This is a genomic window from Chitinophaga sp. GbtcB8, assembly GCF_019091455.1.
Classification (GTDB): domain Bacteria; phylum Bacteroidota; class Bacteroidia; order Chitinophagales; family Chitinophagaceae; genus Chitinophaga.
Genome location: NZ_JAGXJN010000025.1, coordinates 15,010 through 31,419, shown reverse-complemented (window position 1 = coordinate 31,419; position 16,410 = coordinate 15,010). Strand labels below are relative to the sequence as shown.

Sequence of the window (16,410 nt, the reverse complement as noted above, 5' to 3'; positions counted from 1 at the left end):
TAACTTATGATTTTACATTACCCATTACGTACAGCTGGTCTAAATGCGGGGCAGGGCTGCCACCGGTATTTTCCAGTGTAATGGCAAAGGCCTGTGCTTTCAGCACTGGTTTCAGCTGGCAAAGATCTGTACAATCACCTAACATACCCGCATCAACGGGTTTGCCATCTACCAGGGCCCATAGCTGGTATTGCTTACCGGCAGGGGCTTTGGGCAGCTTGTTAGCCAGCACATATACATCTTTGGTATTGGTATCCCAGAACAGGGTTACCAGGTTGCCTTCTTTACCCGGTGTACCAGGCATGGATACTTTTAACATACCAGGGGCTGCCATCAGCTGCATACGGTCCTGCATTTGCCGTAGTTTGGTTTGGTACAGGCCATTATCTGCCACCACGGTATTGCGTTCATTCATGAGCGCTATATAATCTTTATTAGCCTGGTGGTATTTCTGGTAAAGATATACGTTGATGGTAGCGCTGGCCACCAGCAATATGATGGAAGCGGCTGCAAAATACCGCACCCGGTTCATACGCTTTAACAGCGATGTTTGACTGGTGGCAGTGGTACCGGCAGCTGGCGCAAATTCATTTTGTAAGGTATGCTGTAATTGTTCCTTCACATTATCTGATACAGGTACAGCGCCGGCATTGGCTGTTTCAGCCAGCCATGCTTCGCATGCAGCTATAGCGGCTTCCACCTCAGGATACTCAAAGCGCAGCCTTTGCAGCTCTGCTACATCCTGTGCGTCCGCTACGCCTAATACGTAACTTTCAATCACACCGCTTTGTATGTATGCCTGTATATCCACTTTATAATTTAACCTGTTGCCTTAATAGTAATAAAGCTGCTCTAAGCCTTGTTTTTACGGTACCTAACGGGATGTTCAGCATTTGTGCTATTTCATCCTGCTTATACCCCTGGAAATAAGATAGTTCTACTAACACCTTATGTTCTTCTTTTAAGCTGTGCACCATTTTACGCAACCCTATATCATCAATGGGATTGGGCTGAGTGGAGCCCGCCAGCGGTATAAGGTCGTCGGTTAATGAATTATTCTTCTGACTGTTCCGCCAGTCCTTACCGCGTACCGTATCTATGGAAGTGGTACGGGCAATATTAAACATCCAGGTGAACAGCCGTCCCCTAACAGGATCATACTGCTCTATTTGCCGCCAGATCTTCACAAAAACCTCCTGTAACACATCCACAGATACATCCGGATCCGGCACAATTTGCTGGATCACGCCATGTAAGGCGGACGAGTAGTGATCGTACAGATAGCTGAATGCAGCTTGCTCCCGCAATTTCAGCGATCTAACCAATTCTTGCTCCGTGTATGTTGGTACGGCTTTCAAAAGCAGACAAATAAATTCAGATGCGCCTTTATATACGGATTATTGTTAAATTAAGTTTGCTGCTATAAAAATAGTTTGTACATTCTGCATTTATAGATTTTTTATGCAGATCCAACTGAGCCACCTGGTACCATTGCCCCTGCGCGACAAGCTATTGCAGCGGGCATCTGATATCTGGAACAAGGACGTGACCTTTAGCCCGGGCAGTTTTGTAAAGATAAAAGCGCCTTCCGGCACCGGTAAAACTACCCTGGTGCACTACCTGTACCATATAAGATATGATTATGCCGGTAAGGTAATGGTGAACGGGAAACCCTGGCAGGATTATAATAAGTCCGCGCTGGCCGCCATACGCCAGCAGCAGGTGAGCATTATTTTCCAGGACCTGCGCCTGTTTGATCAGCTGACCGCCTGGGAAAATATAGAGCTGAAAAGAGTGATGGGCCCTGCGCCGGCCTGCACAGCAGAGCAGGTGCAGGAAATGGCCGCCCGCCTGCAGGTAACACATGTGCTGCAGCAAAGCGCCCGCACCCTCTCTTACGGGGAGCGGCAGCGTATAGCCATTATACGTGCGTTAGTGCAGCCTTTTAAATGGCTGTTAATGGATGAGCCCTTCAGCCACCTGGATGAGGAGAATACCCGCCGCGCCGCTGCGCTGATAGCGGAAACCTGTAAAACGCAGCAGGCCGGTTTTGTGCTTACTGACCTGGATGATGATGTGCATTTTAATTACGATGTGCAATACCAATTATAAACAGCTCTTAGCCATTGGCTTTTAGCGTTTAGCTAAAGGTTAATAGCTAAAGCTAAAAGCTACTCAAACATGCACCCGTTCTTTCAACTCCTAAAAAAGATCATACAAACCGGTATTGGCAAAAGCCGCCTGCTAATGGCTACCGCAGGCCTGGGCATTGCCATGGTATTGCTGCTGATAGCTATACAGGCCCATACCAACTTTTACCAGCTGTTATACGGGCGGCAGAACCAGAATGAGAGTGCGGATTTCCTGGTAGTGAATAAAAAGATCACTAATGCTATGATGGGGCAGTCAGATAAAAGCATGTTCACCGCAGAAGAGCTGCAAACCATCAAACAGCAAAGTTTTGTAGAAGCAGCGGGATACATAACCTCCAGCCAGTTTAAGGTAACGGCGGCTGCCCCCGGCGAGCTGCAATTCTATACCGATATGTTCTTTGAATCCGTACCGGATTCTTTTATTGATGTAAAGAATGAGGAATGGAAATGGCAGGAGGGGGATGGTGTTATACCCATTATATTACCCAATGATTTTTTAAACCTGTATAATTTTGGATTTGCCCTCAGCCAGGATCTGCCGCAGGTTTCACAGGAAACAGTAAAGAACCTGCCGGTAAAGATCACGGTATCCAGGGGACTGCTCTCTTCCCAGTTCACCGGGCATATCGTAGGGTTTTCAGACCGCATCTCTTCGTTTTTAGTGCCGGCCGCTTTTATGGATTGGGCCAATAACCGCTATGGCAATGGTAAAGCGGCAGCGCCATCCCGCATAGTTATTAAAACCAGCGACCCTGCCAATCCCACACTGGTAAAGTTTCTGGACGATCATGGTTATACCACCAACCAGGATAAGATCAAGTACAGCAAAACAAAACTGATTGTACAAACTATTGTATCTGTGATCGGTTTCTTTGGTATAGTGCTGTTGCTGTTTGCCCTGCTGGTGTTCAGCATGTTCATACAGCTGATCATTGCATCCTGTAAAAAAGAGATCCAGTTACTGGTAATGCTGGGTACTGCGCCGGCACAGCTGCGGCGTTACTTGCTGCGGCAGTTTGTGCCGCTGTATGTAGTAACCGGCATAGTGGCTGTATTGCTGGTAGCGGTGCTGCAATGGGTGGCTGCCCGTGCGCTGGCAGCGCATGAAATGGTGGTAAGCCCCTGGCCGGGTATAGGCATGTGGATAGCCGCCGCAGTGGTATTGCTGCTGGTGTATTTTGTTAACAACCGTACTATCAGGAAATACCTGGATTGATTTTAGATTTACGATTTTGGGGAAGTAGTATAGTGAAAATCGTAAATCTAAAATCCAGGATGGTAAATCCCAGGTTCAACCAAATCTAAAATCATAAATCTACAATCCCATGAGATCCCATGTACTGACAGCCCTCTTATTGTTATGCATGAGCGCTGCTTATGCCCAAAGCACTATTTTACATTGCGGTACCCTTATTGACGGTATTGCCAATAGCTCCCGTAAAAATGTATCGGTAATTATTACCGGCAACCAGATCTCCGCTATAAAAGAAGGATTTGTAGAAGGCGCCCCGCAGGACAAGATCATAGACCTCAGCAAACAAACCGTTACCCCGGGCTGGATGGATATGCATGTTCACCTGGACGGGGAGCTTACAAAGGAATCATTCATGGAAGAATTTACCATGAACCCGGCGGATTATGCCTTTCAGAGTGTTGCCTTCTCAGAACGTACGCTGATGGCTGGTTTTACCACCGTGCGTGACCTGGGTGGCGGCTATGGCGTGAATATTTCCCTGCGTAATGCCATTAACAAAGGCCTGGTAAAAGGCCCGCGTGTGTTTACGGCCGGCAAGGCCATTTCCACTACCGGCGGCCATGCAGACCCTACCAATGGTTACCGCCGCGACCTGATGGGCGATCCTGGTCCGGATGTAGGAGTAGTGAACGGCCCGGATGAATGCCGTAAAGCAATACGTCAGGCGTATAAGAACGGATCGGACCTGATAAAGATCATGGCCACCGGCGGCGTGCTGGACTTAGCTAAGGATGGCAGCGGCGCCCAGTTTACGGAAGAAGAGCTTAAAGCCATTGTGGAAACCGCCAAAGACTACGGTATGCGCGTAGCTGCCCATGCACATGGCGCTGAAGGTATTAAACGCGCTATACGCGCCGGCGTTACCTCAATAGAGCATGGCACTTTTATGGACGATGAAGGCATGGGGCTGGCCAAAAAATACGGCACCTGGTATGTGCCTACTATTATAGCCGGCCGTTCTGTAGCAGATTCCGCTAAAATTCCTGGTTTTTATCCGGCCGTTATAACTCCCAAAGCCTTATCCATTGGGCCTAAATTGCAGGCCACCTTTGCAAAGGCTTATAAAACCGGGGTTAAAATAGCTTTTGGTACAGATGCCGGCGTGTATGCGCACGGGAAAAACTGGCTGGAATTTACTTATATGGTAGAAAGCGGCATGCCTGCCATGGAAGCCATTAAAGCCGCTACCATACAGGCGGCTGACCTGCTGGGCATGAAAGATAAGCTGGGCAGCATTACTGTTGGCAAGCTGGCGGATATTGTTGCGGTGGACGGGGATCCCCTGCAGGACATACAAACCATGGGCAAAGTAAGTTTTGTAATGAAAGATGGGTTGGTTTTTAAAAACACAACGGCTAACTTGCCAACCGTTAAAAACGACTGATATGTTAAAAGCAACTGATAAAAAGTTTGTACACGTAGTGAACTTTTACCTGAAACCAGGCCTTTCTGCCGCGGATGTTAAAAAGTTTGAAGATGGGGTGAGCGAGCTGGGAAAAATAGAAGCCGTACAGGTATTTAACCTGGGCAAACCCGCCAGCACAGACCGCCCGGTAATAGACCGCAGCTACAGCTATTGCGAGCTAACGGTGTTTAACAGCCAGGCCGATCATGATATTTACCAGGAACATCCCATTCACGTGAAGTTTGTAGAAGAATGCAAACACCTGTGGGAGAAGGTGGTGATCTTTGATTCTGAGACGATAGATTATTAGGGAGAATGTAAAATTTTAAATGATAAATGTAAAAGTGGAATGCAGCGATCTGTAGCATTCCACTTTTACATTTAAGATTTTACATTTCATCACCAATTCCGCTGCACTGCAGACGGATGCGGCACTACAAAGGTTTTACGCACCCTTTCCGACCGCAGTAAATAAGGGATCCAGATGGCGGCTCCTATAATGCCCCTGGTTATACTGCTGATCTGGTCCTTGCTCCATGCATAATTGTTATTTAAAGCGCTTACCGCTACATAATCCAGCACCTGTACACTTAATACGGCCGCAAAAAAAACAATACAGGCTGCAGGGAAAGTATCCCGCTTTCTGAAAAACAGCAGCACTAACAATATAGCATATACGCACAGGAATACATTACAGGCCAGCTCCGCTATAAACACCAGCAGCCTTACCTGCGCATCCTGCGCATGCACTACCGCCTCCCAGGTGGCATTGCTGAAAAAGCCGCTCCGTACTATATCCACTAATATGCCCAGCGGGGAAAATGTAATGCTAAAACCCAGCAGTAACAGCCAGCCGCCAATAGCCCAGGACTCCGGGTTGTACTGCAGCGGGAATACAGAGCGATGATAAAAACGTATGGCCATGTAGCTGAAGATGCCTGCAAACAGCAGGCATAAAACCAGCATTACCCAGCTAATACCTTTATGCCCGTCAGGGGAGGTGCTGCTGCCGGCAGTGGGATCCCAGTACAGGTAAAAGCCGCCTATTTCAGCCAGCTGGTTACGGTCGTCCACGTAATTGGTCAGGTAGTCAACCGGCACATGATCCTGGTAGGAGTTATACTGGTAATGCAGCGTAACGGTGCGGCCATTCACGGCAGAGGTGAAATCAATACGGTAGTATTTATTCTTTACGTGCATGCTGGCATTATCCATGGCCCAGTCATTAGGCATTTGCAGCGTAATGGTATAGTCCAGCGAGTAAGGATATTTCAGCGCCAGTGGCTGTGTATGATTATCGTCCGGTACCCGGGGCAGCATATCTGTTAATATGCGGGCCTGCACATGGAACTGCTGGTGGTTAGCCGCTGTGGTATCGGCTTTCCAGGGATTGTGAATGGTATAATACTCGCCTACTTCAAAGCGGTCTTCGGGTTCTGCATCTTCAATCTGCAGGCCGCTGTCTGCCCGCACATCACCATACAATCCTTTATAATAATCCAGGAAGGCGCGCTCCTGGTCTTTCATACTGTTCTCTGCAAAATTCTCCCGCTGATCATCTGCAAACTGCAGGCTGTAGTTGGAAAGCACCTGCAGGTGGGCGGGCTTTTTATTGCTTTCCGGCAGCACAAAGGTTTCTGAAATGCGTACTGTACCATTATAGCGCTGGTCTATACTGCTTAATGCATTGGTGCCCTTTTTTATGATCAGCGCTAGTTGATAGTCGGGCACCGTAAGGTTATCAATGGTGCCGCGCTGGTAATTAATGGTAGGATCTATCCAGTAATGATTGCCGCTTAAGTTGGCAGATACAATTACGTGATTGAACAGTACCGGCGAGGGCAGCGATTCCCGCAGCGAGGCTTTTGCAAATGTATTTACATAAGCCATGCTGGCATCAATACCATTGGCCTGTAACAGGGTGCAAAGCAGCAGGGATTTATCTTTACAATCGCCAAAGCGCTGGTTTAATATTTTCCCGGGCTGGCTGGGGCGGTGGGAGTATTCGCCCATTTCAATGCCCATATAACGGATATCGTCCTGCACAAAACGGATGGCCTTTTGCATGTACAGCGCCTTGTTATCGCCGGTTTCTTTTTGCCAGGCTGCTATTTTCTGCTGTAAAGCGGGGCTTAGGTCATGCGTGGCATTTACCTGCAGGGCCCAGTTCACAATGGGTTCCCAGCCGCTGTATTCACTGGCCTCTACATAAGCATAATTATCGTACCAGGAGGGCGTTCTGTAATCCACCCTTTCCGGTTCTGCAATATGTTTGGGTTGCCACTCATACAGGTTCATGCCCTGCCAGGTTCTCTTTACCGGCATAGGTGCATCGTTAAATGACCTGAACTGTATGTTACGGGCGGTGGAGGCTATCAGGCATTTGTAATAATTTAAAATAGGCTCAGAGGCTGCAAAGTAAAAGGTGCGGAAGTATTTGTCCTCAAAAATGGGATTGCGGCCGGTAATGGTATAGGCATATTCTATCTGGTCGCCTTTGCGCACATCTTCAATAATACAATAGGCGGTGTACACGCCGCTGTATATAAAACGCGAAAGCTCTTTTTCCTGCTGCAGAATGCGGAACTGGCCTGCACTCAGCTTGTTCAGTATTTTACCATCGCGGCGTATAATAAGCTGGTGAAATTGCAGCTGCTCATAAGCGGGATCATAGTCTACAGATACCTCTGCGCCATTTTGTACCCCGGCTTCTGAAACTATCTGGCGTATGATGTGCTGGTAAACGCTTTTCTTTTCTGCATGGTGCTGCTCTTCCAGCAGCAGCAGGCAGTACCCGCTGCTGATATCGTGCAGGTTGGGCTTTTTATTAAGGTCCGGCGTATAGGGGGCCAGCCATTTAGGGCCGGGTGTAATGGTAAAATTGTTACGCTGTGCATGCAGCAGTAAGGGCAGGCACAGTAACATCAACAGCCACGGGATTGTATAAGGATAGGAGGATCGGTACATGAATGAATTTTAAATAAACAAGCAAATCTCAGCGGTCATTATTCTCTATCGTTAAACTATATACAGCAAAAGATCCCAGCCAGTGCTCGCCTGCATAGTCGCCGCTGGCCACATGGGGCAGCGCGGCTTCCAGGTGGTGGTGCGCCAGCTGTTTAATAACATCCTGGTTCTGATCCACATGTCGGGCAATACCATACAGGCACCAGGCGCGGCTCAGGTTCAGGCCATCCAGGTGCACCAGCTTACCATCTGTACGGTCTTTTACCTGTGCGGTGCTTAATATGGTAATGGGCGTGGCGAACAGGCCCGGTAAAAATTCCTTTACCCAGGTTTTATATTGATCTGCCGGCATAATGCGCCACATCAGGTCTGCCTCTTCCAGGCAGGGCGACAGGAAATCGTACCCGCCGGGCTCCCAGCTAATGGGGCAGCCTTTGTCCTGTGCATAAAAACGCATGGCTGCTTTGCGGATGGCCGTTTGCAGGGCCGTATCCTGTGCGGTTACCGCGTAATCCCAGGCCAGGCGCAGGCCAAAGGCCAGGTTGGTATGCTCGCCCACCCGTATGGGATACACCAGCTTATCCAGGAAAGCAATGTAGGCGCTGGAAAACTGCTGTGCCAGCGGTTGTACGTTATGGCTCAGGGTTTGGCCCAAAGGATCTTTCCAGGTAAGCAGCTCCCGCTGTAACTGCAGCAGCCAGCTCCAGCCATAGATACGTTCAAAACCTTTATTTTCTTTATTGAAATAAATACGTTGTTCAACATGAATATTGCTGGCTGTAAGGTTCTCTGCCAGCTTGGTGCGGATGGTGGTGGCTTCCGGCAGGCCGGGAAATGATTTTAACAACCGTACCAGCATCCAGTGCCCGTGCACGCTGCTATGCCAGTCGTAACAGCCGTAAAAGGCAGGGTGGTATACTTTAGGATCTGTAACCAGCGAGCTATCGGAAAAGGTAACGCCTGTTTTATAGGGAAACTCTTTTTGCATGCAGCGCAGCGGTAACCCGGCCAGGTGGGAAGCGCCGGCGGGCGTAAGCTGTAAATGGCCGGCAGCGTTTTGGTTGTACAATGTTTCTTGTGCGTAACCGGTTAACATGCTGATGTTACACAGCGTTGCCAATAAGATTTTTTTCACAGGTCAGATTATTTGTTTAACAACAATCGTACGTAAAAAGAGGGTTTAGCCAGCTTTTTACGGAGGTCCACTTCATAGAACATACAGGATATTAACTCTTTCAGCTGTTTGTTGCGCGTCCCCATTTTCATTAATAAGTTAAAGAGCCTTGGATATTTTACCAGCTTTTGCAGGCGGTGGCTTAGCTGCAGCTCCGGCCCCAGTACCTGGTACACCCGCTCATCATAAGCGGCCAGCCGGCTTTCCGAAAAATCACCTGCTGCCAGCGCGGCGGCAGCCTGCTGTGCGGCTATACGGCCGGCATACAGGGCATTGCCAATACCTTCCCCGGTGAACGGATCTACCAGGTAAGCAGCATCGCCTACCAACATATAACGGTTCCCGGACAATTTTCTTTTCTTACTGCCCAGCGGAAGTCCATAACCTTCTATGGGACTGTCTATTTCAGCCTCCCGGAAACGCTCTTTGAACACAGGATCCTGTTCCAGGGTATCTGTTAATAATTTTTTGAGGTTTATTTTTTTACTGCGCACGGCTTCGCTGATCATATCCATACCTACATTGGCATCCCCGTTAGGCAGGGGGAAGATCCATAAATAACCCGGCAGCAGGGGTTTTAAAAAGTGCAGCTCAATAAAGCTATCGGCATGCATGCCTTTTACATTCTTATAATAGGCCCGTACGCCGGCAGCATAATAGGCGGGCTCCATACGGATGTTAGCTACATCTTTTGTGAACGAGGAATGGGCGCCGTTGGCAATAATGAGCAGGGGGGCTTTTACGGAAAAGTTGCCGGTAGTATCGGTTACCAGGTAACCATCATCCTGCAGCACATATTTATCAATGGTTACGCCTTCAAAAAGCCGGATCTCCGGGCGGCGTTTTACCTCATCCACCATAAAATTATCAAAGTGAATGCGTTTGCATACAAAACCCGCTGGTTCATCTGTTTGCAGGTTGTAATTGGGTTTATAGGCTACCTCCATGCTGGTGCGTCCGGGGGATACGAATGTAACGCCCCAGCTATCCTGTTTGGGGGCAAATTCCTGCAGGCGCCGGGCAATAGCAGGGTCAATCTGTTCCAGCGCTGTTAGTACCTTACCGCTTAAACCATCGCCGCATACCTTGTCGCGGGGAAATACAGCCTTATCCACCACCACACATTCAATACCCAATTGCGCCAGCTGCAGGGCGGCTGTAGCGCCACCCGGCCCCGCACCGATGATACAAACTTTGGTTTCGATCATTTTTCCTCTTATAAATTTGGCCTGAAAGATAAGGAATTGGGGCATAAACCTTGTAACACGCCATATGCTATCTTTGTAACCTTAAATAGTAGTTTATGTTTGGAGATCTCTTTGGCAAGCTGCAGGAAGCCCAGCAAAAAATGGAAGAAGGCAAGGAAAGACTGGCCCATGTAACAGTGGACGGGGAAGCCGGCGACGGCGCTGTTAAGGTAGCTGTAACCGGTAACCGCGAGGTAAAGAATATTACTATTGCCGACCATTTGCTGACCCCTGGTAACAAGGAGGAGCTGGAAGACCTGCTGATAACCGCCCTGAACCGGGCCCTGAAAAATGCGGAAAACCTCTGGGAAAGCGAGATGAAAGGTTTGGCCGGTGGTATGCTGGGCGGGCTGGGGATGTAAGGAAATGATGAGGGAAAAGGTAGGATGATGGCCATTGTGTGGCAGGAGGCCCGGAGTATGAAATGGCCCGGTAATTCGGGTGATATTCGGGTGCAACCCGTGCGCAATTCGGGTCAGGGTTTTGGGTTAAACCTTACAGGAATAAACCGGGTGGTAAAACGGGTAGGGTTTTATGTAGGGGGGAGGGATGTCACTAGGGTTGCATAGCAATAAAAGGGCTGTTTTAGGAGGGAAGGATACCAATTGGACTGCAATAGCGCAGCCATTAAATTCCCGATCACGTAAATCAAATTCCCGTTTTCGAAAGCCGTTCACCTGTAAAAAGCATTGTTTTGCAGCAGCAGTTACCAATTGGCAACTGAAGGGTACGGCCTTTCATCCATATTTTTACTTGCAGCTACCAAACATTTATAAAGGAATTACCTCACAATTTATCCCGTTCTTCCGCCAGCATGGTTTTAAGTGTACGCGCATTCTCTATGGCGTGCATATGCACATCATTGTTAAAAAAGATCCATAGGGTGTGTTTTTCCTGCAGCCATTTGGCGCATTTACGTGCGTAGGCCCGCAGCGTAAGGCCCGCATAACCAGAGGCATATAATTCCGCGGGGCCATGAAAGCGCAGGTAAATATGCCGGGCAGTGACGGCCTCTTTATAAGGGAACCGTTTACCGGAATTAGCTATTACCAATCCCACTCCATAATGCTCCATTAAATCCAGGCTTTGCTTGCTGAACCAGCTTTTGTCCCGCACTTCAATGGAAAAATCATATTGTTTATAGGTGGTGGACAGCAGCTGGTAAAACTCTTCTGTTACACCTGCATTAAAGCTTGCCTGGGCCGGCAGCTGGATTAAAACAGGTCCCAGCCGTTCTGCAACCGGATCAAAAACCTTAAAGAATACTTCCATTCCTTCTGCGGGGTCATGCAGTTTTTTAAAGTGGGTAATGTAGCGGCTTAGCTTGGGACAGAATAAAAAGCCGGGCGGCACTTTAGCCGCCCAGTTCAGCACGGTTTGTTCTTTGGGCAGATGGTAAAAGCTGGTATTAATTTCTGTACAATCAAACTCCTGGCTATAAAAGTGCAGGTAATCCACGGGTTTCAGCTTCTCCGGGTAATACACCCCCTTCCAGTGTTTATAGCTCCAGCCGGAGGTACCAATGTGGCAGGCGGGGATGCGCGACTTTCTCATAACAATCTTTTTAAAACCCATACAACATGGATGCCTGTTTTCAGAAATGGAAAACTGTTTGCAGAAACGGAAGGGTCAGGAGCAGGCAGGGCTTATACGCTGTTTACGGCAGAGCGGCTGTAATGATGTGCTGTAGAAGGTTTGGGGTCATATTGGTGCAGCCGCGTTACAAATTGGAACAAGGTTGGCATACCAGGGGGAAACACTTTATATGCATCCGCAAAAAAAAGTTCCTGTAGCAGCCCCCAAAACCATGTATTATCTATTGGTGTGTGCGGTAGCCGTTAGTTTACTGGCACAGTTACTGGTGCAGATCCTGAAGCATTAAAAAGTATGTTATGATCAATCAATATGAAGTACCTGCATTGATAGAAGATACCGTACCGGTACTACGCAAAGCGCTGCACCAGTTCCCGGCTGTTTTTCATATATACGAAACAGTTACCTGCCTTAGCAATTATACCCTGCAGCAATTACAGGAGCGGCATTACAGCCGGGCCATACCTTGTTTGCAGCTGGCTGGCCGCCTGTATGAGCGGGGTAATGCAGTGGTGAAAAGCGCTATTGAAGCGCATTTTTTACCGGCATTATCTGCCATACCTGTTACAGATGCGGTGAACCGCATAAGATTATATTCACTGATACCCGCTTCCCTGTATAACCAGTTTATACAACAGCAGCTAAGCGGGCATACACAGATCAATCCTCAATAAATGGCTAAGGAAAATAAGCACTGCCTGTGTACGGCTATGTTATTGATCCCCTGCCTGCAATAATTATAAATTTCCGGACTGCTGTTATTAATCCGCAAGTGTTCACTAAATTTGTAGCCAGCTGCCAACCTAGCTCAGCTGGTAGAGCAACAGTTTCGTAAATTGTAGGTCGTGGGTTCGAATCCCATGGTTGGCTCAGTGAAAAGCGGATGGTAATTCAAACTGCCATCCGCTTTTTTATATCCCCCACATATTAAACAAATTCTATTTATATTTATACCCTAATCATTTCCGGTTATGCGTTATTTATCCCTATTGTTGCTGAGCGCAGTTTTTACTGCATGCCACCAAACTGCCATCCATACTGCTGCAAACAACAGCGCTATTCATTTACAGCTTTCATCCCTCTATAACCGGGATACGGTGAAGCTGGTATTAAAAGAAAGCGCCGTTAAACATAAGGAGGCCGACAAGATCTTTCTGCAAGCCATTGATACTTACCGCAATAAAAAGAACCCGGCCGCCAGCATTACGCTGTTTAAAAACTCCATTCTGCTGCAGCCGCAGGCCAAAGCCTATTATGAATTAGGCAATGCCCTGCTGGATAGCAATGAGCCGCTGGAAGCCACCAATGCCTATACCATCGCGGAGCTGCTGGACTATACCCCTCTGCACAAAGTGTTATACAACCAGGCCTGCGCGTACTCCCGGTTAGGACATAACGAAAAAGCCAAATACTACCTGGTATCTGCTATTGAATTTGGGTATAGCAATCTGAAAAATATATTCAATGATCCGGATCTGAAGAACATAAGAGACCATGAAGGATGGGATTTCCGGCACATTATTATTAACGCATTTGGTGGCGCTACGGACCCGGAAAAGCTACAGTGGAACCTCTTTTGCAGAGAATTTGAGGTGCTGGATCTGCCTGTAGTGCTGGATAAGGAATATGCACACAACCTGAAAGACCGCTACATTGCGTACGACTTTGAACGTTATATACCTGAAATGCGCGATGAAAAATTTTCACGCGAGGTAGGGAATGAATTTTATTACGTTGGATTAGTAAAAAGTACGGATAGCGTGCGTACCCTCATTTATGCATCGCGGGAAGAGCTGGGCGATTCAGAGGCCGATCCCCTGTACTACATATGCAGCTATACCACTACGGGTAATCTGATACAAAAAATGTTAATAGGCGGACGCGAAAAACTGGAGGAGCCTTACCGGATACCCACCATACAACCCAATGGCGATGTGCAGGTAACCCAGTTTAAGATGCAATATGAAAAAGATCCGTACCGGGCAGGATTTGAAGATAACAAGATCATAGAAATGAAAGAGCTGGATAAGGAATACTATGTGCTGGAAGCGGGCGGCCATTTTGCCAAACAGCCGGCCTTACTGGGTATGCGTTAACAGCAGGGCAATTCTCTTTTTAAGAAAAAAACGGATCCTGGCTTCCATGAACAACAGGTTCAGCGTCCAGCTTAACCAGGAAATAAGGATATATGCATCTTTAGGATGCAGGGGAATATTGAACACATCTATCAGGTAAGCATACAGCCTTAATGTAAGTGCTGAAAGCGTTAAGGCATAACTACGCAGCAGCATATGGCCATGTAGCTGCCAGCGCCTTTGCAGGGCATAACGCCATCCCATATACGTACTGCCCAGCCATAAGCAGGATAACAGCACGAAACTAATACGGGCTGCTATTCCGCCATTTGCATAAAAAGACATGATGAGCCCACTGGGCCCGCTCAGGCAAAGCACTGTTAACACATATATTTTACCGGAAGTACGGTGCAGGCGGGGATATTTTTTCAGCAAGTACCAGCTGCACTGCAACAGCCCGGTGATCAATACCACACTGCTAATGAACACATGTGTATAAAAGCTTAGCCGCCAGTGGCGGATATGGTATACCCATTGTTTGGTCATCAGAAAATCCGTGTACCGGTTAAGGGATGTATAGGGCCAGCTAAGGCGCAGCATTAACCAGGTACCGTAAAGTATAAGCGCAGTAAATACAAAAAGGAAACCGCGTTTTATGTATTGCAGCATCATCCGGCTATCATCTTATTGAATGTAATATTTTCTCCTTCTAAGCCGGTGGAATATGTTTTGTCCTCGTTAAATTGTAAGATAAAAATGCTGTTACGTTTAGGGAATTGTTCATTGGGCTGCCAGTTCACATGCACGGTGTCCCCTTTCTGCTCCCAGGTGCCTTTCAATGTAATGGATTGTTCGGCATAAGAGCTGTCAGTTACTTTTGAATAATAGTCGAACAGGCAGCTGCCATCTTCATTAAAGTACATCTCGCCCTGCTCACTGGTAAAGGGATAGTTCAGTACACTGGCATCCCTATTTTCATCAGCTAATTTCACCCGGCTCAGCGTAAAGCTTTTTTCCTGCAACGTTTTCTTATCCAACGGCTCCCAATGCCCCTTAGCAGTAGTGAACTCTTTATCAAACACCAGTTTAAAATGCCCGTCAAAAGGATGATCGCCAGGTTCATTCAGGGTAACCACCCAGCTATCCCCTTCCTGTTTCAGCGCTCCGCTAAGGTTGCGCCGCAAACCCTTATGTACATTATAACCTGCCAGGTGATTCTGGCTGGTATAGTTGATGGTGATGAAAATGGGCGCTCCGCCAAAATCGCCTTTATAAATGCCTTCGGCATTTTCTTCCGGTGGTTTGGTTGCAACAGCAGTACTGTCTGTAGCAATAGCGGGTGCAGAAGCCGGTGCGGAACATGCGCCCAGGATTACGGCGCACACAAGGGTAGCGGTGATGTATTTCACAGGTATTCAGGATTTGACGTAAAATAAAGTAATTCTATGGTAATTTATTTACATCAAAGTGTATTAATCTCTTATTATAATCCGGATATGTATTAATTTTATAAATGAACCATATCTTAACAGTACGTTACCATATGATTTAAATCATTGGATAAAACAAACTATCATCCTACTTTTGAATAATGAACATCACAAAACAACACAGGGAGCGGCCTAAATGGCTGCATGAGATGGACTTCATGGGCATGCACCTGATACCTTTACTGGCTTTCTTTACACACGTAACGGCGTTTGACTGGATCTTGTGTGCGGCGCTGTATGTAGTACGCATGTTTTTTGTAACCGGCGGTTATCACCGGTATTTCTCTCACCGCGCTTTTAAAACATCACGTTTTTTCCAGTTTATACTGGCAGGCGGCGCGCAAAGCAGCTTTCAGAAAGGGGTATTGTGGTGGGCTGCTAATCACCGTGTTCACCATAAACACAGCGATACACCGGATGATCCGCACTCTGCAAACCTGTATGGTTTCTGGTATGCGCATATTGGCTGGATCATGGGGCCGGAATACAAACCTACCCGTTATGAGCTCATCAAGGATATGAAACATAAAGAGCTGTATTGGCTCAACAAATATCATTTTGTACCACCGGTAGTTTTAGCCCTGGCAGTATACCTGGTAGGCAACAAAGTGAACGGTACCGGCTTCTTTGACTGGGGTGCAGGTGTTTCTACCCTGCTGATCGGGTTTTTCCTGAGCACCATCATACTGTTTCACGGGACCTTTACCATTAACTCCCTGATGCATAAGATCGGTAAGCAGCGTTATAAAACCGGCGATCAATCCCGCAACAGCCTGGTGCTGGCGCTGGTTACGCTGGGTGAAGGCTGGCACAACAACCACCACTATTATCAAAGCGCTGCACAGCAGGGTTTTTACTGGTGGGAAATTGATATCACTTACTATATCATCCGCACCTTAGGCGCGCTGGGTATTGTATGGGATATACGCGGCGTACCGGTGAAAGTGAAGGAGAGTAACAAGCTGAACCAACCTGCAGGAAATAAAGTGCCTATACCGGCGCCGGAATATCAATCGGAAAACTAGGGAAACCTATCCGGTATAAGTACAAC

Annotated in this window: 16 protein-coding genes and 1 tRNA gene; 9 read left to right on the top strand and 8 right to left on the bottom strand. The window is 47.6% G+C overall.

Going from position 1 to position 16,410, the window contains the following annotated elements; translation table 11 throughout:
* Positions 1 to 4: 4 nt before the first annotated feature.
* Together KVT36_RS20335 and KVT36_RS20330 are read right to left on the bottom strand one after the other, a co-directional pair.
* Positions 5 to 811, bottom strand: a complete 807-nt coding sequence (locus KVT36_RS20335) for an anti-sigma factor (RefSeq protein WP_217605286.1) — start codon at positions 809 to 811, stop codon at positions 5 to 7.
* Between the two features lies 1 nt (position 812).
* The gene (locus KVT36_RS20330) at positions 813 to 1,307 is read right to left on the bottom strand and encodes an RNA polymerase sigma factor (RefSeq protein ID WP_254640110.1); all 495 of its coding nucleotides are present in this window, start codon (positions 1,305 to 1,307) and stop codon (positions 813 to 815) included.
* A 154-nt stretch (positions 1,308 to 1,461) separates the two neighbouring features.
* On the opposite strand from KVT36_RS20330, the gene KVT36_RS20325 reads away from it, so the two are divergent.
* The 4 genes from KVT36_RS20325 to KVT36_RS20310 all read left to right on the top strand — a co-directional run bounded on the left by KVT36_RS20325 (position 1,462) and on the right by KVT36_RS20310 (position 5,123).
* Entirely contained in the window at positions 1,462 to 2,112 is a 651-nt protein-coding gene (locus KVT36_RS20325) for an ATP-binding cassette domain-containing protein (protein ID WP_217605284.1), read from the top strand.
* 69 nt (positions 2,113 to 2,181) lie between these two features.
* Entirely contained in the window at positions 2,182 to 3,369 is a 1,188-nt protein-coding gene (locus tag KVT36_RS20320; protein ID WP_217605283.1) for an FtsX-like permease family protein, read from the top strand.
* Between the two features lie 109 nt (positions 3,370 to 3,478).
* Positions 3,479 to 4,792, top strand: coding sequence for an amidohydrolase family protein (locus tag KVT36_RS20315; protein ID WP_254640109.1), 1,314 nt, complete (start codon positions 3,479 to 3,481; stop codon positions 4,790 to 4,792).
* Between the two features lies 1 nt (position 4,793).
* Positions 4,794 to 5,123, top strand: a complete 330-nt coding sequence (locus KVT36_RS20310; RefSeq protein ID WP_217605282.1) for a Dabb family protein — start codon at positions 4,794 to 4,796, stop codon at positions 5,121 to 5,123.
* Positions 5,124 to 5,212: 89 nt separating this feature from the next.
* On the opposite strand, the gene KVT36_RS20305 is transcribed toward KVT36_RS20310, so the two are convergent.
* The 3 genes from KVT36_RS20305 to KVT36_RS20295 are packed head-to-tail and all read right to left on the bottom strand — an operon-like array spanning position 5,213 to position 10,162.
* Positions 5,213 to 7,780 (bottom strand): DUF3857 domain-containing protein, encoded by a 2,568-nt coding sequence (locus KVT36_RS20305; RefSeq protein ID WP_217605281.1) that lies wholly within the window; start codon positions 7,778 to 7,780, stop codon positions 5,213 to 5,215.
* Between the two features lie 28 nt (positions 7,781 to 7,808).
* Positions 7,809 to 8,915 (bottom strand): DUF2891 domain-containing protein, encoded by a 1,107-nt coding sequence (locus KVT36_RS20300; RefSeq protein WP_368670036.1) that lies wholly within the window; start codon positions 8,913 to 8,915, stop codon positions 7,809 to 7,811.
* 8 nt (positions 8,916 to 8,923) lie between these two features.
* Entirely contained in the window at positions 8,924 to 10,162 is a 1,239-nt protein-coding gene (locus tag KVT36_RS20295; protein WP_217605280.1) for an NAD(P)/FAD-dependent oxidoreductase, read from the bottom strand.
* Between the two features lie 95 nt (positions 10,163 to 10,257).
* Between KVT36_RS20295 and KVT36_RS20290 the strand changes: the two genes are divergently transcribed.
* A complete protein-coding gene (locus tag KVT36_RS20290; protein WP_217605279.1) occupies positions 10,258 to 10,563 on the top strand; it encodes a YbaB/EbfC family nucleoid-associated protein in 306 nt (101 codons plus the stop codon).
* A 424-nt stretch (positions 10,564 to 10,987) separates the two neighbouring features.
* Here the strand turns inward: KVT36_RS20290 and KVT36_RS20285 are convergent, their stop codons facing one another.
* Positions 10,988 to 11,755 (bottom strand): DUF72 domain-containing protein, encoded by a 768-nt coding sequence (locus KVT36_RS20285; protein WP_217605278.1) that lies wholly within the window; start codon positions 11,753 to 11,755, stop codon positions 10,988 to 10,990.
* 338 nt (positions 11,756 to 12,093) lie between these two features.
* Between KVT36_RS20285 and KVT36_RS20280 the strand changes: the two genes are divergently transcribed.
* From KVT36_RS20280 to KVT36_RS20270, 3 genes are all read left to right on the top strand, one after another.
* Complete coding sequence (locus KVT36_RS20280; RefSeq protein ID WP_217605277.1) at positions 12,094 to 12,468, top strand: hypothetical protein; 375 nt, start codon at positions 12,094 to 12,096, stop codon at positions 12,466 to 12,468.
* 123 nt (positions 12,469 to 12,591) lie between these two features.
* Positions 12,592 to 12,664, top strand: a tRNA-Thr gene (locus KVT36_RS20275).
* 101 nt (positions 12,665 to 12,765) lie between these two features.
* Positions 12,766 to 13,890: a hypothetical protein gene (locus KVT36_RS20270; protein WP_217605276.1), complete on the top strand. Its 1,125-nt coding sequence runs from the start codon at positions 12,766 to 12,768 to the stop codon at positions 13,888 to 13,890.
* On the opposite strand, the gene KVT36_RS20265 is transcribed toward KVT36_RS20270, so the two are convergent.
* Entirely contained in the window at positions 13,873 to 14,541 is a 669-nt protein-coding gene (locus KVT36_RS20265) for a DUF2306 domain-containing protein (RefSeq protein ID WP_254640108.1), read from the bottom strand. The two genes, KVT36_RS20270 and KVT36_RS20265, sit on opposite strands and share 18 nt — an antisense overlap.
* A complete protein-coding gene (locus tag KVT36_RS20260) occupies positions 14,538 to 15,278 on the bottom strand; it encodes a hypothetical protein (RefSeq protein WP_217605275.1) in 741 nt (246 codons plus the stop codon). The genes KVT36_RS20265 and KVT36_RS20260 overlap by 4 nt, the downstream gene beginning before the upstream one ends.
* A gap of 182 nt (positions 15,279 to 15,460) precedes the next feature.
* Here KVT36_RS20260 and KVT36_RS20255 point away from each other — a divergent pair, with 182 nt between their 5' ends.
* Positions 15,461 to 16,384, top strand: a complete 924-nt coding sequence (locus tag KVT36_RS20255) for an acyl-CoA desaturase (RefSeq protein ID WP_217605274.1) — start codon at positions 15,461 to 15,463, stop codon at positions 16,382 to 16,384.
* Positions 16,385 to 16,410 lie beyond the last annotated feature (26 nt).

Bases quoted from the DNA above. Each gene is read 5' to 3' on its own strand.
- KVT36_RS20325 (WP_217605284.1), top strand. From the start codon at position 1,462: ATGCAGATCCAACTGAGCCACCTGGTACCATTGCCCCTGCGCGACAAG.
- KVT36_RS20320 (WP_217605283.1), top strand. From the start codon at position 2,182: ATGCACCCGTTCTTTCAACTCCTAAAAAAGATCATACAAACCGGTATT.
- KVT36_RS20315 (WP_254640109.1), top strand. From the start codon at position 3,479: ATGAGATCCCATGTACTGACAGCCCTCTTATTGTTATGCATGAGCGCT.
- KVT36_RS20310 (WP_217605282.1), top strand. From the start codon at position 4,794: ATGTTAAAAGCAACTGATAAAAAGTTTGTACACGTAGTGAACTTTTAC.
- KVT36_RS20305 (WP_217605281.1), bottom strand. From the start codon at position 7,780: ATGTACCGATCCTCCTATCCTTATACAATCCCGTGGCTGTTGATGTTA.
- KVT36_RS20295 (WP_217605280.1), bottom strand. From the start codon at position 10,162: ATGATCGAAACCAAAGTTTGTATCATCGGTGCGGGGCCGGGTGGCGCT.
- KVT36_RS20290 (WP_217605279.1), top strand. From the start codon at position 10,258: ATGTTTGGAGATCTCTTTGGCAAGCTGCAGGAAGCCCAGCAAAAAATG.
- KVT36_RS20285 (WP_217605278.1), bottom strand. From the start codon at position 11,755: ATGAGAAAGTCGCGCATCCCCGCCTGCCACATTGGTACCTCCGGCTGG.
- KVT36_RS20280 (WP_217605277.1), top strand. From the start codon at position 12,094: ATGATCAATCAATATGAAGTACCTGCATTGATAGAAGATACCGTACCG.
- KVT36_RS20270 (WP_217605276.1), top strand. From the start codon at position 12,766: ATGCGTTATTTATCCCTATTGTTGCTGAGCGCAGTTTTTACTGCATGC.
- KVT36_RS20265 (WP_254640108.1), bottom strand. From the start codon at position 14,541: ATGATGCTGCAATACATAAAACGCGGTTTCCTTTTTGTATTTACTGCG.
- KVT36_RS20255 (WP_217605274.1), top strand. From the start codon at position 15,461: ATGAACATCACAAAACAACACAGGGAGCGGCCTAAATGGCTGCATGAG.